The organism is Flavobacterium sp. HSC-61S13 (assembly GCF_024171535.1).
In the GTDB taxonomy this organism is placed as follows: Bacteria; Bacteroidota; Bacteroidia; order Flavobacteriales; family Flavobacteriaceae; genus Flavobacterium.
In genome coordinates this window covers 169,277-183,788 of the sequence record NZ_JALJZV010000004.1, presented here as the reverse complement: position 1 = coordinate 183,788, position 14,512 = coordinate 169,277, and the positions used below count along the sequence as shown (strand labels likewise).

Genomic DNA, 14,512 nt, shown 5'->3' with positions numbered 1-14,512 from the left:
GTAGTGTAAAAAACTATTATACTTATTTCTCCTTCTAATTAACACAAATGTGGTGTTTTTTCAGTAATTTACATAAAAAACCACACATAAACCCGAGAAATTAAAAGTACTGGGTTATATCGTTTAATCTTTAAAAATATAACTCTTGTTAAAAAAACTCATCGAAAACAAAAAACTAGTTGTCAATCCACCGGTTTTTTTCACGACAATTATCCTGATCACAGTCAGTTTAACCCTTTGTTTATTATTTTCACAATCCATCGATCAATGGTTTGCCGAAACCCAGCTTTCGATCACGGAAAACCTCGGTTGGTTTCTAGTCATTGCCGTCAATATCATTTTGATATTCTGCGTCTATCTCGCGTTTAGCAAATTTGGAAAAATACGGTTGGGCGGAGATCAGGCCGAACCCGAATTTACCACGGCTTCGTGGTTTACCATGCTGTTTAGCGCAGGAATGGGAATCGGAATCATGTTTTATAGTGTGGCCGAACCCGTATCGCATTTTAGTGATGCTCCTCGTCCAGCTGGCGATGCCGTGCAAACCGCTATTCAAGCGATGAACTTCACTAGCCTCCATTGGGGTTTTCACGCCTGGGCGATCTATGCGATTGTCGGACTAGCCTTGGCTTTTTTCTCGTTTAACAGAAACCTACCCATGTCGTTTCGATCTTTGTTCTATCCGTTTTGGGGCGAAAAAATACACGGATGGCGTGGACACAGCATTGATATACTTTCCGCATTAGCTACGATCTTTGGACTATCCACCTCACTCGGATTGGGCGTTACGCAAATCAGTGCGGGTTTTACTTTCTTATTCGGTTGGGAAATCTCACCACTGATTCAATCCATCATGATTTTGGTTGTCATATCCTTTGCCACCATATCGGTTGTATCGGGATTAAATCGCGGTGTTAAATTACTGAGCACCGGTAATATGATTTTAGCACTGATACTGATGTCATTGATATTCATACTCGGACCGACCTTGTTTATTCTCAAAGGCTATATTCAGAACACCGGTTCCTATCTGGCGAATTTTATAGATATCAGCACCTGGAACGACACTTTTAGCAATAGCGGATGGCAAAACCGCTGGACCATATTTTATTGGGCCTGGTGGATTGCTTGGTCTCCGTTTGTCGGTAGTTTTATCGCGATCATCTCTAAAGGGCGTACCGTAAAAGAATTTATTCTCGGTGTATTAATCATACCGTCCTTAGTGACTCTTTTATGGATGAATATCTTTGGCGGAACCGCCTTACACTTTATACTTGAAGGCGACCTGACCATGATATCCGCGGTTAAAGACGATATGTCTACGGCCCTCTTTGTGTTTCTAGAAAATTTCCCATTCACGCGCTTTCTCTCTGTTCTTGCACTGATCCTAATTTTTGTATTTTTTATTACCTCGTCGGATTCCGGCTCCTTAGTGGTCAACGGAATTACCTCTGGAAATGCAGAATACACTCCAGTTTGGCAACGAATATTTTGGTCTTTCCTACAGGGTTTTATCGCCATTATCTTATTGTGGGGAGGCGGGCTTAGCGCCTTACAAACCGCGGTGATTATCACAGGTATCCCCTTTGCTGTAATTATACTAATTATGTGTTATAGCCTACACAAAGGACTTAACGAAGAACTGCAACGACAAAACAAACAACTCAAATCCAAACAAGAACGCAGTTACAAAGACATCATCTCTGAACTGATTGACGAACAAAATAATAACGACATATAATGACCGCAACCCAAAACAAAAAACTAAGTATTTTAATAGGTCTGGATCTATCGAGCATGGATGTATTTTTGATCGAATACGTTAAAATACTATGCAAGATATTGACCGTCGACAAGGTGGTTTTTATCCATAACATCAAGATGGGCGAATTGCCTAAAGACTTTTTAACACCACAAAACACCGATCGCATCACCAACCAGATCAATAAGCGATTGCAAGATCAAATTCAAAACACCGAACCGGAATACGAGTTTGAAATACGGGTGAAAATGGAGAACTATTCCGAACTAGCCTTTATGAATCTCTTTAAAAGTGAACACTTTGATTTGCTGGTACTGGGCAATAAACAAAGTTTTGTAGGCAACGGTGGACTCGCACAAAAGCTGATTCGCGTTTTTCCGTCGGCTATTTTGATGGTACCCGAAACCTACCGCAGTCCATTGACCACAATTATTGATGCGATTGACTTTTCCAAATACACCACCACAATTATGAATTGGGCCGATCGATTTAAAAACAACTCTAAAGGCCAAAAAATCAATCATAAAGCCGTTTATATATCCAAATTCAATTGGGCTTTTTTACCGACAATCACAGCCAAGGGAATCAAAGAAGCGACCGATCTAGATATTGCAAAAAGACAAAAGGACTGGAATGAAAAATATGCGACCTATTCCGATATCGAGATTATAGCCGCAGGAGAAAAAAGCATCCCCACCACCCTGCTCGAACAAAGCGAACGCCTCAATGCGAGTATCATGATACTCGGCGTTAAAGGGAGGACCGGTTTTAAAGATTTATTTCTAGGCAGTGTCGCGAATGACATCATTCAAAGACCGACCAATACTTGTCTGTTGTTTGTAAAATAATATCTCAACTTTTAAAAAATGGTTTTGCTACGCGCAAAACCATTTTTTTTATCACTTCACGAAGCACTGCTATACTTAAACATCTAAAAATCGAAAGTGTATTTCGGCTATTTCGATACAAAGCTTAAAATAATTCTCAGCAACCGCGCGAATCCTCTCACGTTACTTCTATTAATCACAAATATTCTTATTTGAGAATGATCTTAAATATACAAGCTTTGAGCAATCCATGGAACTGGATAAAATCTGCCGACGAAGTTCCTATAAACACAATTATTAAATAAAAATAGGATTAAAGCTCGAGAATCTCATTCCATTCTCGCATATAATTCCTTGCAACAATCAACTGTATATCTTATATTTGTAATATAAACAACGGAATCATGGGCGAAGATAAAAAAGGAAAACACCATCAATGGCACAACGACCCTTCCAATTGGATATGGGGCGTTTTCTATTACAATCGCGAGGACAAAAGAATATTCATCCCCAAGAGAATACCGGTAATGGGTTGGACGATCAATTTTGCAAACGCGACTTCCATCTTGGTTATGACAGCGATTGTTATTGCCGTCATAATCCTCATCGAAAATCTCAAGTAGTTGTCAACGAAATCCCCCCTTACAAAGGAGGGATCGGTATATATAAAGTAGTGGAAGCGGTTATTACCCTCTGTATTTTAACGGCAAATAGACCACTTTTTTGGTTTCGAAAAATTCGTTATCAAAGATATCGGCAATAGGAAATTCTACGGCTCTAGGATAATCTTTTAACTCTTCTGTCAGGTCACCTCCTTTTAGGTAGAGGATTCCATTGTCTAAATCGTGTAAATTGTCTCTTTTGGTTTTATAACGAATCCAGCTCACAAAATCAGGCATATTGGTAACGGCACGACTGACGATAAAGTCAAACTTTTCTTCGACCAACTCAGCGCGTTTTTGTTCTGCTTTTACGTTTTTCAATCCCAAAGCAGTAGCTACTTCATTGACAACTCTAATTTTTTTAGCAATAACATCGATCAAATAAAAATTGGTCTCCGGAAACAATATCGCCAATGGAATCCCTGGAAATCCACCACCTGTACCGACATCCAAAATATCCGATTCCGGCAAAAACTGCATAACCTTCGCAATAGCCAGAGAATGCAACACGTGTTTGACGTATAATTCTTGGATATCCTTTCTGGAAATTACGTTGATTTTCGAATTCCAATCAACATATAATTCCTCGAGTTGTTTAAACTGAGTAAGCTGTTCGTCGGTTAAATCGGGGAAATATTTTAAGATCTCTTCCATGCTAAAAAATTTTAGCAAAAGTACACATTTTAACGTGTAAAAAATTTTATTCCTTTCTATTATCTCCTAGATAATAATTACCTTTGAGCGTCATTACTAATTTTGATTCCCAATGAGCACGAATTTATTATCCGATAGAATAAACAGTCTATCCACTTCCCAAACTTTAGCGATGGCCGCCAAGGCAAGAGAGCTTAAAGCACAGGGAATTGACATCATCAGTTTAAGTTTAGGAGAACCGGACTTTAATACCCCTGATTTTATCAAGGAAGCTGCTATCCAAGCCATTCATGACAACTACAGTTCTTATCCTCCAGTGGATGGTTATGTAGAATTAAAACAGGCTATCGTTAAGAAATTCAAGAGAGACAACGACCTTACTTATACTCCGAGCCAGATTATCGTTTCTACAGGAGCCAAACAATCGCTCTACAATATTGGTCAAGTGATGATCAATCCTGGAGACGAGGTCATCTTACCTGCTCCATTTTGGGTGAGTTATGCTGAAATTATCAAAATGTCTGGAGGAATTCCGGTGGAAGTTCCCACTTCGATTGAGAGCGATTTTAAAATGACCCCACAACAGCTTGAAGCTGCCATCACGGATAAAACCAAAATGATGTGGTTTAGCTCTCCTTGCAACCCGAGTGGTTCGGTATACAGCAAAGACGAATTAACGGCCTTAGTAGCGGTATTAGACAAACACCCCAATATTTTTGTCGTTGCTGATGAAATTTATGAACACATCAATTTCTCTGGTAAACATTGCAGTATTGCTTCTATAGGTACGATGATTGAGCGTACGATCACCGTTAACGGTGTCGCTAAGGCTTTTGCGATGACGGGATGGAGAATTGGATATATTGGAGCACCTGAATTTATAGTGAAGGCCTGTACAAAAATGCAAGGCCAAGTAACTAGTGGCGCCAATACCATAGCACAACGAGCTACTATTACCGCCTTAGAAGCTGATCCTTCTGTATTACGTGAAATGGTTCAGGCATTTAGAAACCGACGCGATTTGGTTGTTGGTTTAATTCAGGATATACCGGGTTTAAAAATAAATGTTCCCGAGGGAGCTTTTTATGTATTTCCAGATGTATCCCATTACTTTGGTAAAACCATACAGGGTATTGAAGTAAAAAATGCTGATGATTTCTCATTTTTACTATTAGACAAAGCTCACGTAGCAACGGTAACAGGAGACGCTTTTGGAAACCCAAATTGCATCCGTTTTTCTTATGCCACCAGTGAAGATCAATTAAAAGAAGCGCTAAAGCGCATTAAAGATACCTTGAGTAACTAATACTTAAAACCTCACTCTAGTGAGGTTTTTTTGTATATTTGAAATTCCTATGAATCGGTTTTTAGGGCTTGTTATCAGCCCTAAACCCTCATAGACTATACCAACTACTATTACAACACAATCATGATTAAAAAACTCCTTTTATTGGGTTCTGGTGAACTGGGCAAAGAATTTGCCATAGCAGCGCAACGCCTCGGTCAATATATCATTGCTGTAGATAGCTATGAAAATGCTCCAGCCATGCAAGTTGCTGATGCTTTTGAAGTCATCAATATGTTAGACGGCGCCGCCTTAGACCATATTGTTGCCAAACACCAACCCGATTTTATAGTACCGGAAATAGAAGCGATCAGAACGGAGCGTTTTTACGATTATGAAGCTCAGGGAATCACCGTAGTTCCATCTGCAAAAGCAGCGAACTATACGATGAATCGAAAGGCGATTCGCGATTTAGCGGCTAAAACCTTAGGCATTAAAACAGCCGCATACCAGTACGCCACCTCTGCTGAAGAATTGACCAAGGCAGTAGCAGAAGTTGGTATGCCGTGTGTCGTAAAACCATTGATGTCATCTTCTGGAAAAGGTCAGTCAACTATTAAAAATACCGAAGACATTTTAAAAGCATGGAATTATGCGGTTGAAGGATCTCGCGGAGATGTTGTTGAAGTGATCGTCGAAGCCTTTGTTACTTTCGAATCGGAGATTACCTTACTAACGGTAACGCAACACCAGCTACCTACTTTGTTTTGCTCACCGATTGGCCATCGTCAAGAACGCGGCGACTATCAAGAGAGCTGGCAACCGGCTCATATTACCAAGGCTCAGCTAACTGAGGCACAAGACATGGCACAAAAAGTAACCCAAGCCCTAGGTGGCGCAGGATTATTTGGAGTGGAATTCTTTTTAACTAAAGAGGGAGTTGTTTTTTCAGAGCTCTCACCACGTCCACACGATACGGGCATGGTTACTTTAGCCGGCACTCAAAACTACAATGAATTTGAATTACACCTCCGAGCGATACTCGGATTGCCGATCAAAGAAATAACCTTAGAACGCGCTGGAGCAAGTGCCGTAATACTCGCAACGGCGAACTCGGATAGCCCTAACTATGCAGGCTTTGAAAAAATTGCGGCGGAACCTCAGTCGGATTTCCGAATTTTCGGCAAACCTACCGCTAGACCCTATCGCAGAATGGGTGTGGTATTGACTTACGGATCACCAGACGCTGCTGTAGAACAGTTAGTAGACCGAGCAAAGGAACTCAAAAGCCATATTACCGTAATCAATTAAAGTCAATCAACTTGGATTTACTCTTAGAAAGTATTGCAAAACACGTAGACCTTACCGAGGAGGAAAAAGATTTTCTCTGCTCCAAAGTCACTAAAAAAACCTTTAAAGCAAAGGAACTTTTATTAAAAGAAAATGAAATATGCCATCAGTCCTTTTTTGTGCTCGATGGCATATTACAGAGTTACAATATCGATGAGCAAGGTGTCAAACACACTTTGAGTTTGGCCACATCGGGCTGGTGGATGGCCGATATGTATAGCTTTCTATCTGGTAAACCCGGACAACTCTTTATTGAAGCCATCGAAAACACCACCGTATTATGCTTGCGTAAAGAAGACCAACAATTGTTGTTTGATCAAATACCGAAAATCGATAGGTATTTCCGAATCTTAATCGAAAATTCTCTGATTGCCAACCAACAAAGAATTATCGATAACCTCAGCTTAACAGCTGAAGAACGCTACGAACGCTTTTGCCAAAAATATCCAACCATAAAAGATAAGGTACCACAGATTCACATTGCCTCTTACTTGGGCGTTACCCCAGAATTCTTTAGTAAGATGAAACGAAAATTATTGCTCGGGAATAATCGTTAGTCGAGAGTCGAAAATCGGGAGTCGAAAATCGAATCACGAATCACGAATGACGAGAAAAAGAAACGAAACCATTTCTTAACCTACATTAAGCAGAAGAAGCATTATTCTTAATATATTTGTTATACAATAATAAATAAAGAGATACATATAAAAAACATTGTTTTTTAACACTATTATCACTATATTTAAATAACCAAGTATATGAGCAATTTTATTTTATTTTCAGATTCCTCAAGAGGTTATGCCGATCACGGTTGGCTGAAATCTCATCATACCTTTAGTTTTGCCAATTATCGCAATTCTGATCGTATACACTTTGGTGTATTACGCGTTTTTAACGATGATTTTATCGATTCTGGTATGGGTTTCGGTACGCATCCCCATCAAAACATGGAGATCATCACCATTCCACTATCCGGCGATTTGGCCCATAAAGACAGTATGGGCAACGGCACCATTATCCGCCAAGGCGATATCCAAGTGATGAGTGCAGGTACGGGTATTGAGCATAGTGAATACAATGCAAACGATGATAAACCCGTAGAGATTTTACAGCTATGGCTGTTTCCCAAAACACTTAATGTAACACCTCGATACGAGCAAAAAACGATGGACAAAAGCGGTATGCACAATCAGTTATTAACTGTATTGACTCCCAATCCAACAGAAAATGCCGTATGGATCCACCAAGATGCTTGGTTTTACCTCAGTGATTTGGATGCGGGCAAGAAATTGGAATACCAATTGCAAAAAGCGGATAATGCTGTTTTCGTTTTTGTCATCTCCGGTTCACTGGAAATCAACGGTCAAAAGCTCAACCGCAGAGATGCTATAGGTTTTACCGACACCGAAAAATTCGAAATCACTGCCCAAGAAAACACGCAACTACTCTTGATGGAATTTCCAGAAGAACTACCATCTTTTTATCAATAATTAAAAAAACACAAAATACCATGAACAAACAAAAATGGACTATCGACAACACACATTCAAGTATTGAGTTTAAGATCAAACACATGATGATCACCAATATCAAAGGAAATTTTACTGATTATAAAGGTGAAATCACTATGAATGAGGGAGACTTTGAAAGCGCTGCTTTGAGCTTTACTGCCGAAGTTGCTTCAATCAACACCAAAAATGCAGATCGCGATAAACACTTAATGAGTGCCGATTTTTTTGATGCGGAACAATTTCCAAAAGTAACTTTTACCTCTACCAAAGTCAGTAAAAAAAGCGGACATGACTACACGATTACAGGAGAACTAAATATGCATGGCGTATCTAAAATCGTTCATTTGGAAACGGAATTCGGTGGAGAAATGAAAGATCCATGGGGAAACACTAAATTAGCGATTAACGTAGTCGGGAAAATCAACCGTAAGGATTGGGGACTAAACTGGAATTCCGCTTTGGAAACTGGAGGCGTACTTGTTAGTGAAGAAGTAAAACTAGAAGCCGAACTACAATTTGTATTGGCATAATTTATAGTCAAAAAAATAAGCGTCGTGTCCAATTGTAGATACGACGCTTTTTTATACCATGACCCTATCGAAATCGGTAACCCAAACTCGCGTATAGCGCATTGGACTGTGTGATTTTTTGATCTTTTATATCGGTCAAATCGCGTTTGGCCACCAAGCCTAAGCCGAAATTGAATTTATTATAGAACTGATAAACCATTCCAAGTTTACCGTTGATTCCAAAATTCCAACCCAAATTGGATTGAGTAGAAGAGTAATCCACCGAATCTTCTTCATGCTTTCTCAAATTTCCAACATGAGCTCCCACATCAATTTGCAACCACAACGGTGCTGTTTTTTGCTCTTCACTTTTAAATAGCGGAATTCCATAACTCACCCCAAAAGGAACCACCAAATAATTGCTAGCTATACTTATGGTTTCACCTGAAAGCGTTTTGTTGGCATAAAAGGCATGAGTACCGATACCCGCAAAAACACCCCATTGCTCAGCCCAAACCAACCGAGTCATCACTTCGGCTCCATAGCGTACAAAGCCGTTTAAATCAACTTGCCCTTTTTGCTCCAATACAGCTGTCCCACTATAAGTAGATAAAGTCATTCCAAATTCTGGTTTTCCCTGGGCAAATGTTGAAAAAAATCCCATGCTCAGTAATAGAGTATACAGTGCTTTATTCATAACATTAAATATTAATCTTTATCTAACTCTCGAATTACCCAACCCCAATATTGCAAACCAATCCTAGCCGTTGACATGGTCGACAAAAGCAACTTCTTTTCTGTCAAATCTAAAGTGGTATCTGCCAATAAAAATTCCTCCGCGTCTAATGACTTATAAACAAAGTCTTTTACACTTTTACTTTTTTCTAAAATAGTGAAATAATTTTGCAATACTTCTAAACTATGTGAATTCATTTCTTGCGACAACCACTCCTCTTTAACACCGTCGTGGAAAGTAACAAAAGCATCAAAATCTTGTTCATAATCCTCATAAGGATAATTACCCCTATTTAATTCTGGATAAATAACCGCTTGACTATCTTTATAAGCTACAAAGTCATTAAAATGATTTTCAAATAAAACCTCATCCATATTCTTGTAAGAACCATACGATTTTCTTAATTCTTCATTAATAACCTTGTAATGAAATAATCCTACAAATTCGTAAGGATTTTGGTTATTTAAAATAAAATCGTCTTCTATCTTACCAATATACGCTGGCAAAGATTATAACTCATTAACCGTAGATTGGGCTACAGATGACAATGTTCCCCACAAAAGTGCACCTACAAACCCTCCTTTTAAAAAACCAAATACTCCACCAATAAGATCCGCACCTACAACGCTACCAGCTCGTCTGTCCGCAACAAAATCCCAATTAACCGCCTCCTCAGTCTCTGTGTGCCTTGAAGTCTTACTCTCCTTAATACTATCCATTTCCATATCGTTATTTGCACAAGAAAATAACAAGGGGAAAATCAATACTGTAACAATTATTTTTTTCATAATATTTACATTTTAAAATTAACATTATATAAACATATAAAATCAGTATTAAACCAACAAAAAAACACAAAACTTTAACTTTAAATCAAAAAATAAAACAATTCAATACTTTTTTAACAAAAATTATTGAATTTTAAAAAATAATGTAAAATCTCAAAAATAATTTAAAAAACAACATGTAATTCAATCAATATTTTAACAAAAAACAACATCAAAAACTCAATAACTTCCAATTAAAACACTTAAAAAACCTATAACACATCCAATCATACATCTTTAACTTCTATCATGAGTCAATAACAAACAACTTTTAATTCTTTTATACGAGTAAAAAATCAATCCTAATAATCAACCGTAAAGACTGGTGTTTAAATAGCAATTCCGCTTTGGAAACCGGTGGTGCACTCGTTAGTGAAGAGGTGAAATTGGAAGCGGAATTACAATTTGTATTGACCTAATTTCTAAACACAAAAAGCGCCGCTGTTGTGGGGCAAGATCAGCTGTAACTCGATGTCTATTCGATTTATTTACAAATTTAAACCAGTAAAAAAGATTAAAATGCTTAAATTGAGGTAGCAAAACGAACAATCCGCGTCTGTTCCATTTAATATTCAAGCCTATGAAAAAGCAAAATAGTATCAAAATTGCCGCCTACATCGGTTTAGCTATCGTTGGTTGTTTGCTGTTGACAATTATCTTGGGTTGGCTATTTATAAAACCTTGGACGGCAAAAAAGCTCAATCTTGCCGTCAATGAAAACCCAAATCTATCCTATTCCATCAGTTATACGGATTATGATATGAATTTAATTTCACGCACAGCATCGTTTAAAAATCTGATATTTAAACCAAAGTCAGATACCCTAAATAACGGTTTCAGCATTATTGAAACTCAAATTGAGGAGCTTGACATTTCGGGAATTGGCTTATTTGATTTATTCCGCAATAAGTTTACCGCAAACGCAATTCATATTAAAAACCCCCATATCACATTAAAAAAAGGCGCTGCAAAAACTTCGGATACCCTTGCCAAAAAACCTTTTGAACACTTGATCGCTATCGATCATTTGAAATTGTCTGGAGGTACGATACAATTACGCGATTCCATAGGCATCAACAGTTTAGTATATTTACAAAATTTCAATTTTGACCTGCATAATCTAGCCGTTGATTCCACGTCCTTAAAAGACAAAATACCGTTCCGATTTGAGAACTACCAAATCCATTATGACAGTCTCTATGCGAAAATCAATGCTTTTTATACTATAAGCACCTTAAAAACTTCCTTGGACAAAGATAATTTAGACGTAAAAAACATCCACCTAAAACCGCTGTACAGTCGCACTGACTTTCAAAAGAAAATAAATAAGGAGACCGATTTATTTGAGGTTAAAAATTCCCAACTTCATTTGAGCAAGATCAAATGGACTATGAACAAGGAACACTTAGAATTTTCCGCTTCAAATTTACTATTGGATAGTTTAGATGCCGTGGTATATAGAAATAAAGCGGTCGCTGACGACACCTCAATCAAACCGTTGTTTTCAAAAAAGCTACGGGATCTCAACTTCTATTTAGCTCTGGACACAGTGAATATAAAACATAGCGCCATCGAATACATTGAGCAGATCGATTTCAATACCGAAGCCAGCCATATTACATTTGATGCTTTTAATGCCGAGATTACCGACCTACTGAGCGGCATTGCCGCCAAGGAAAAAAAGAAGAAAACCAAGATTAAGGTACACAGTAAATTTATGAATAACGCATCACTACAAGTAAATTGGGACTTTGACGTTAACAATACCTCGGATCAATTTACCTTTTCGGGCAGTATTCACCAATTGCCTACAGCCAATCTCAATACTTTTTTACGTCCGCAAATCAATGCTACTACTACGGGAACCCTAGAACAAGTTTTTTTTAATATTTACGGCAACAATAAGGAGTCCAAAGGGGATTTTAAAATCAAATACCACGATTTTAAGATTGAATTTCTACGAAAGAATGGGCAAAAGAAAAACAAATTTCTTTCGGCAATTGGCAATTTATTTGTGCGTAAAGACACCGACAACACCTTTAATGAGGCAGAAATAGAGCAACTGCGAAATCCTGAAAAATCGTTTTTTAATTATATGTGGATCAGCCTCGCAGATGGGCTCAAGAAAACTTTTTTAGTAACCAATAGCAAACAGCAGTCCAAGGACAAAGATTAATCATTTTCTTTTTTATAAGTTTACATAACCTAACTAATGATGATGAATACAAACTTTCGTTCTATTATAATATTAACCCTCATTGCTGCTAGTACTTTGTCGTGTAAACGGGAAAACACCGCTTACAGCAGTGGAGAAAACAATCCGCTTATGGCCACTTGGGAAACCCCTTTTGAAGTCCCTCCTTTTGATGAAATTGACAATAAAAATTTTGAAACGGCCTTGTCTGAAGGCATCAAAGACCAACAAGAAGAAATTGATGACATCATCAAATCCAAGTCCAAGCTCACTTTTGAGAATACGATAGTCGCCTTCGAAAACAGCGGTCTGTTATTAGATCGAATCTCATCGGTGTTCTACAATCTTTTAAGCGCTAACACCAACGATGATTTACAAGCCACGGCTATAAAAATGGCTCCGATATTGTCCGAACATCAAGACAACATCTATCTAAATGCCGATTTATTCAAAAGGATACAATTGATATGGGAGGCCAAAGAAGCACTAAAACTAAATCAGGAGCAACGCACTTTATTAGAGAAAACCTATAAAAAATTTGTTCGAAATGGCGCTCTACTACAAACAGAGGAACAAAAGGATTTTCGCGCGATCAATCAGCAACTCGCCCTAACCTCTCTTCAATTTGGAGACAATTTGTTAGCCGACAGCAATGCCTATGCCCTGGAGGTATCCGATAAAAAAGACTTGGCAGGACTGCCTCAAGATCTTATGGAAGCCGCTGCCGCAGAAGCCAAAGCCCGCGGTAAGGAAAACAAATGGGTATTCACTTTAAACCACGGTAGCGTGATTCCCTTTCTTCAATATGCCGAAAATAGAACATTGAGAAAAACGATCTGGGAGGCTTACCAACACCGAGCCAATCAAGATAACAAATACGACAATAAGAAACTGGTAATCGAATTAGCCAATTTAAGAATGCAACGCGCACAATTATTGGGTTATAAAAATCACGCTTCTTATGTCTTAGAGGAAAACATGGCTAAGAATCCAGAAACGGTTTATCAATTACTGGATAAGTTATGGAATGCGGCTCAAGTAAAAACGAATCAAGAGGAACAAGATATTCAGAAGTTACTGCATCAAGACGGTATCACTGGCAATGTGCAACCTTATGATTGGCGCTTTTATACTGAAAAAATCCGTAAATCCCGTTTTGACTTCGATGAGAATGCCCTTAAACCGTATTTGAGTTTACCACAAGTACAGCAGGGTGTTTTTGACGTGGCAACCAAACTTTATGGTCTACAGTTTACAGCCTTGCCCGAACTTCCGAAATATCATAAAGATGTTACAACTTGGCAGGTCACTGAAAAAGATGGAACTCTAGTGGGTATTTTATACCTAGATTTCTTCGCGAGATCAAACAAAAAAGGAGGTGCCTGGATGACGTCGTTCCGCAAACAACAAACCCGCGACGGAAAGCGAATTGCTCCAATCATCTCTATCGTTTGCAATTTTTCCAAATCAACCGACAACGCCCCTGCACTACTGACGTTTGAGGAAACCACCACGGTTTTTCACGAGTTTGGACATGCTTTACACGGCTTATTGTCCAATGTGAACTACAGAAGTCTTGCCGGCACTAATGTGCCTAGAGATTTTGTTGAATTGCCTTCGCAGATTTTAGAGAACTGGGCAGCACAACCCAGCGTATTAAAACAATTTGCCAAGCATTACAAAACCGGTGAAAGCATTCCTACTGCCTTGATAGAGAAACTTCAAAAGGCACAGACTTTTAATCAGGGATTTGCTACTACAGAGTATTTAGCAGCGTCTTTATTGGATATGAAATACCATACACAAACACAAGAGATAGACGAAGATGTCAATGCTTTTGAGTCCAAACTGACACAACAGTTAAAATTGACCAACGCCATCATTCCTCGATACCGCAGCACCTATTTTATGCATTTGTTTGCTGGAGGTTATGCGTCGGGTTATTACAGTTATATCTGGTCTGAAGTATTGGATTCAGATGCGTTTGAAGCTTTTAAATCCAACGGTCTTTTTGACGCTAAAACGGCGCAAAGTTTTAGAAAAAACATCTTGGAAAAAGGCGGTACCGAAGATCCTTTAAAATTGTATTTCAATTTTAGAGGGCATGAACCCAATCCCAAAGCCCTACTGGCAAAAAGAGGACTTTAATCGTCTTTAGATGATTAACAAGAATGCCGATTTATATCAAACAAAAA

At 38.4% G+C, this 14,512-nt stretch carries 14 protein-coding genes; 10 read left to right on the top strand and 4 right to left on the bottom strand.

Features of this window, described 5'->3' with window-relative positions; translation table 11 throughout:
* Positions 1-145: 145 nt before the first annotated feature.
* The 3 genes from L1275_RS05790 to L1275_RS05780 all read left to right on the top strand — a co-directional run bounded on the left by L1275_RS05790 (position 146) and on the right by L1275_RS05780 (position 3,212).
* Positions 146-1,741, top strand: coding sequence for a BCCT family transporter (locus L1275_RS05790; RefSeq protein WP_253470742.1), 1,596 nt, complete (start codon positions 146-148; stop codon positions 1,739-1,741).
* Positions 1,741-2,610, top strand: a complete 870-nt coding sequence (locus tag L1275_RS05785; protein ID WP_253470740.1) for a universal stress protein — start codon at positions 1,741-1,743, stop codon at positions 2,608-2,610. Before L1275_RS05790 ends, L1275_RS05785 begins: the two co-directional genes overlap by 1 nt.
* A 383-nt stretch (positions 2,611-2,993) precedes the next feature.
* Positions 2,994-3,212, top strand: a complete 219-nt coding sequence (locus L1275_RS05780; protein ID WP_253470738.1) for a DUF5808 domain-containing protein — start codon at positions 2,994-2,996, stop codon at positions 3,210-3,212.
* Positions 3,213-3,275: 63 nt separating this feature from the next.
* Here L1275_RS05780 and rsmG read toward each other — a convergent pair whose 3' ends face one another.
* Positions 3,276-3,905 carry a 16S rRNA (guanine(527)-N(7))-methyltransferase RsmG gene (gene rsmG / locus L1275_RS05775; protein ID WP_253470736.1) on the bottom strand — a complete coding sequence of 210 codons (630 nt, stop codon included), beginning with the start codon at positions 3,903-3,905 and terminating at the stop codon, positions 3,276-3,278.
* A gap of 112 nt (positions 3,906-4,017) precedes the next feature.
* On the opposite strand from rsmG, the gene L1275_RS05770 reads away from it, so the two are divergent.
* The 5 genes from L1275_RS05770 (at position 4,018) to L1275_RS05750 (ending at position 8,581) form a co-directional block, all read left to right on the top strand.
* A complete protein-coding gene (locus L1275_RS05770) occupies positions 4,018-5,211 on the top strand; it encodes a pyridoxal phosphate-dependent aminotransferase (RefSeq protein WP_253470734.1) in 1,194 nt (397 codons plus the stop codon).
* Between the two features lie 123 nt (positions 5,212-5,334).
* Entirely contained in the window at positions 5,335-6,501 is a 1,167-nt protein-coding gene (gene purT, locus L1275_RS05765) for a formate-dependent phosphoribosylglycinamide formyltransferase (RefSeq protein WP_253470732.1), read from the top strand.
* Between the two features lie 11 nt (positions 6,502-6,512).
* A complete protein-coding gene (locus tag L1275_RS05760; RefSeq protein WP_253470729.1) occupies positions 6,513-7,097 on the top strand; it encodes a Crp/Fnr family transcriptional regulator in 585 nt (194 codons plus the stop codon).
* Positions 7,098-7,298: 201 nt separating this feature from the next.
* Positions 7,299-8,030: a pirin family protein gene (locus L1275_RS05755; RefSeq protein ID WP_253470727.1), complete on the top strand. Its 732-nt coding sequence runs from the start codon at positions 7,299-7,301 to the stop codon at positions 8,028-8,030.
* A gap of 20 nt (positions 8,031-8,050) precedes the next feature.
* On the top strand, positions 8,051-8,581 hold the full coding sequence (locus L1275_RS05750) for a YceI family protein (protein ID WP_253470725.1): 531 nt from the start codon (positions 8,051-8,053) through the stop codon (positions 8,579-8,581).
* Between the two features lie 64 nt (positions 8,582-8,645).
* Here the strand turns inward: L1275_RS05750 and L1275_RS05745 are convergent, their stop codons facing one another.
* The 3 genes from L1275_RS05745 to L1275_RS05735 are packed head-to-tail and all read right to left on the bottom strand — an operon-like array spanning position 8,646 to position 10,084.
* Positions 8,646-9,257, bottom strand: a complete 612-nt coding sequence (locus tag L1275_RS05745) for a hypothetical protein (protein WP_253470723.1) — start codon at positions 9,255-9,257, stop codon at positions 8,646-8,648.
* A gap of 11 nt (positions 9,258-9,268) precedes the next feature.
* The gene (locus L1275_RS05740; RefSeq protein WP_253470721.1) at positions 9,269-9,802 is read right to left on the bottom strand and encodes a hypothetical protein; all 534 of its coding nucleotides are present in this window, start codon (positions 9,800-9,802) and stop codon (positions 9,269-9,271) included.
* Between the two features lie 3 nt (positions 9,803-9,805).
* Positions 9,806-10,084, bottom strand: coding sequence for a hypothetical protein (locus tag L1275_RS05735; protein WP_253470718.1), 279 nt, complete (start codon positions 10,082-10,084; stop codon positions 9,806-9,808).
* A gap of 619 nt (positions 10,085-10,703) precedes the next feature.
* Between L1275_RS05735 and L1275_RS05725 the strand changes: the two genes are divergently transcribed.
* Positions 10,704-12,299 carry a hypothetical protein gene (locus L1275_RS05725; protein ID WP_253470715.1) on the top strand — a complete coding sequence of 532 codons (1,596 nt, stop codon included), beginning with the start codon at positions 10,704-10,706 and terminating at the stop codon, positions 12,297-12,299.
* A 42-nt stretch (positions 12,300-12,341) separates the two neighbouring features.
* The gene (locus tag L1275_RS05720; protein ID WP_253470713.1) at positions 12,342-14,465 is read left to right on the top strand and encodes a M3 family metallopeptidase; all 2,124 of its coding nucleotides are present in this window, start codon (positions 12,342-12,344) and stop codon (positions 14,463-14,465) included.
* Positions 14,466-14,512 lie beyond the last annotated feature (47 nt).

Excerpts from the sequence above, each read along its gene's own strand:
- L1275_RS05785 (WP_253470740.1), top strand. The coding sequence starts at position 1,741 with ATGACCGCAACCCAAAACAAAAAACTAAGTATTTTAATAGGTCTGGAT.
- L1275_RS05780 (WP_253470738.1), top strand. The coding sequence starts at position 2,994 with ATGGGCGAAGATAAAAAAGGAAAACACCATCAATGGCACAACGACCCT.
- rsmG (WP_253470736.1), bottom strand. The coding sequence starts at position 3,905 with ATGGAAGAGATCTTAAAATATTTCCCCGATTTAACCGACGAACAGCTT.
- L1275_RS05770 (WP_253470734.1), top strand. The coding sequence starts at position 4,018 with ATGAGCACGAATTTATTATCCGATAGAATAAACAGTCTATCCACTTCC.
- purT (WP_253470732.1), top strand. The coding sequence starts at position 5,335 with ATGATTAAAAAACTCCTTTTATTGGGTTCTGGTGAACTGGGCAAAGAA.
- L1275_RS05755 (WP_253470727.1), top strand. The coding sequence starts at position 7,299 with ATGAGCAATTTTATTTTATTTTCAGATTCCTCAAGAGGTTATGCCGAT.
- L1275_RS05750 (WP_253470725.1), top strand. The coding sequence starts at position 8,051 with ATGAACAAACAAAAATGGACTATCGACAACACACATTCAAGTATTGAG.
- L1275_RS05745 (WP_253470723.1), bottom strand. The coding sequence starts at position 9,257 with ATGAATAAAGCACTGTATACTCTATTACTGAGCATGGGATTTTTTTCA.
- L1275_RS05735 (WP_253470718.1), bottom strand. The coding sequence starts at position 10,084 with ATGAAAAAAATAATTGTTACAGTATTGATTTTCCCCTTGTTATTTTCT.
- L1275_RS05725 (WP_253470715.1), top strand. The coding sequence starts at position 10,704 with ATGAAAAAGCAAAATAGTATCAAAATTGCCGCCTACATCGGTTTAGCT.
- L1275_RS05720 (WP_253470713.1), top strand. The coding sequence starts at position 12,342 with ATGAATACAAACTTTCGTTCTATTATAATATTAACCCTCATTGCTGCT.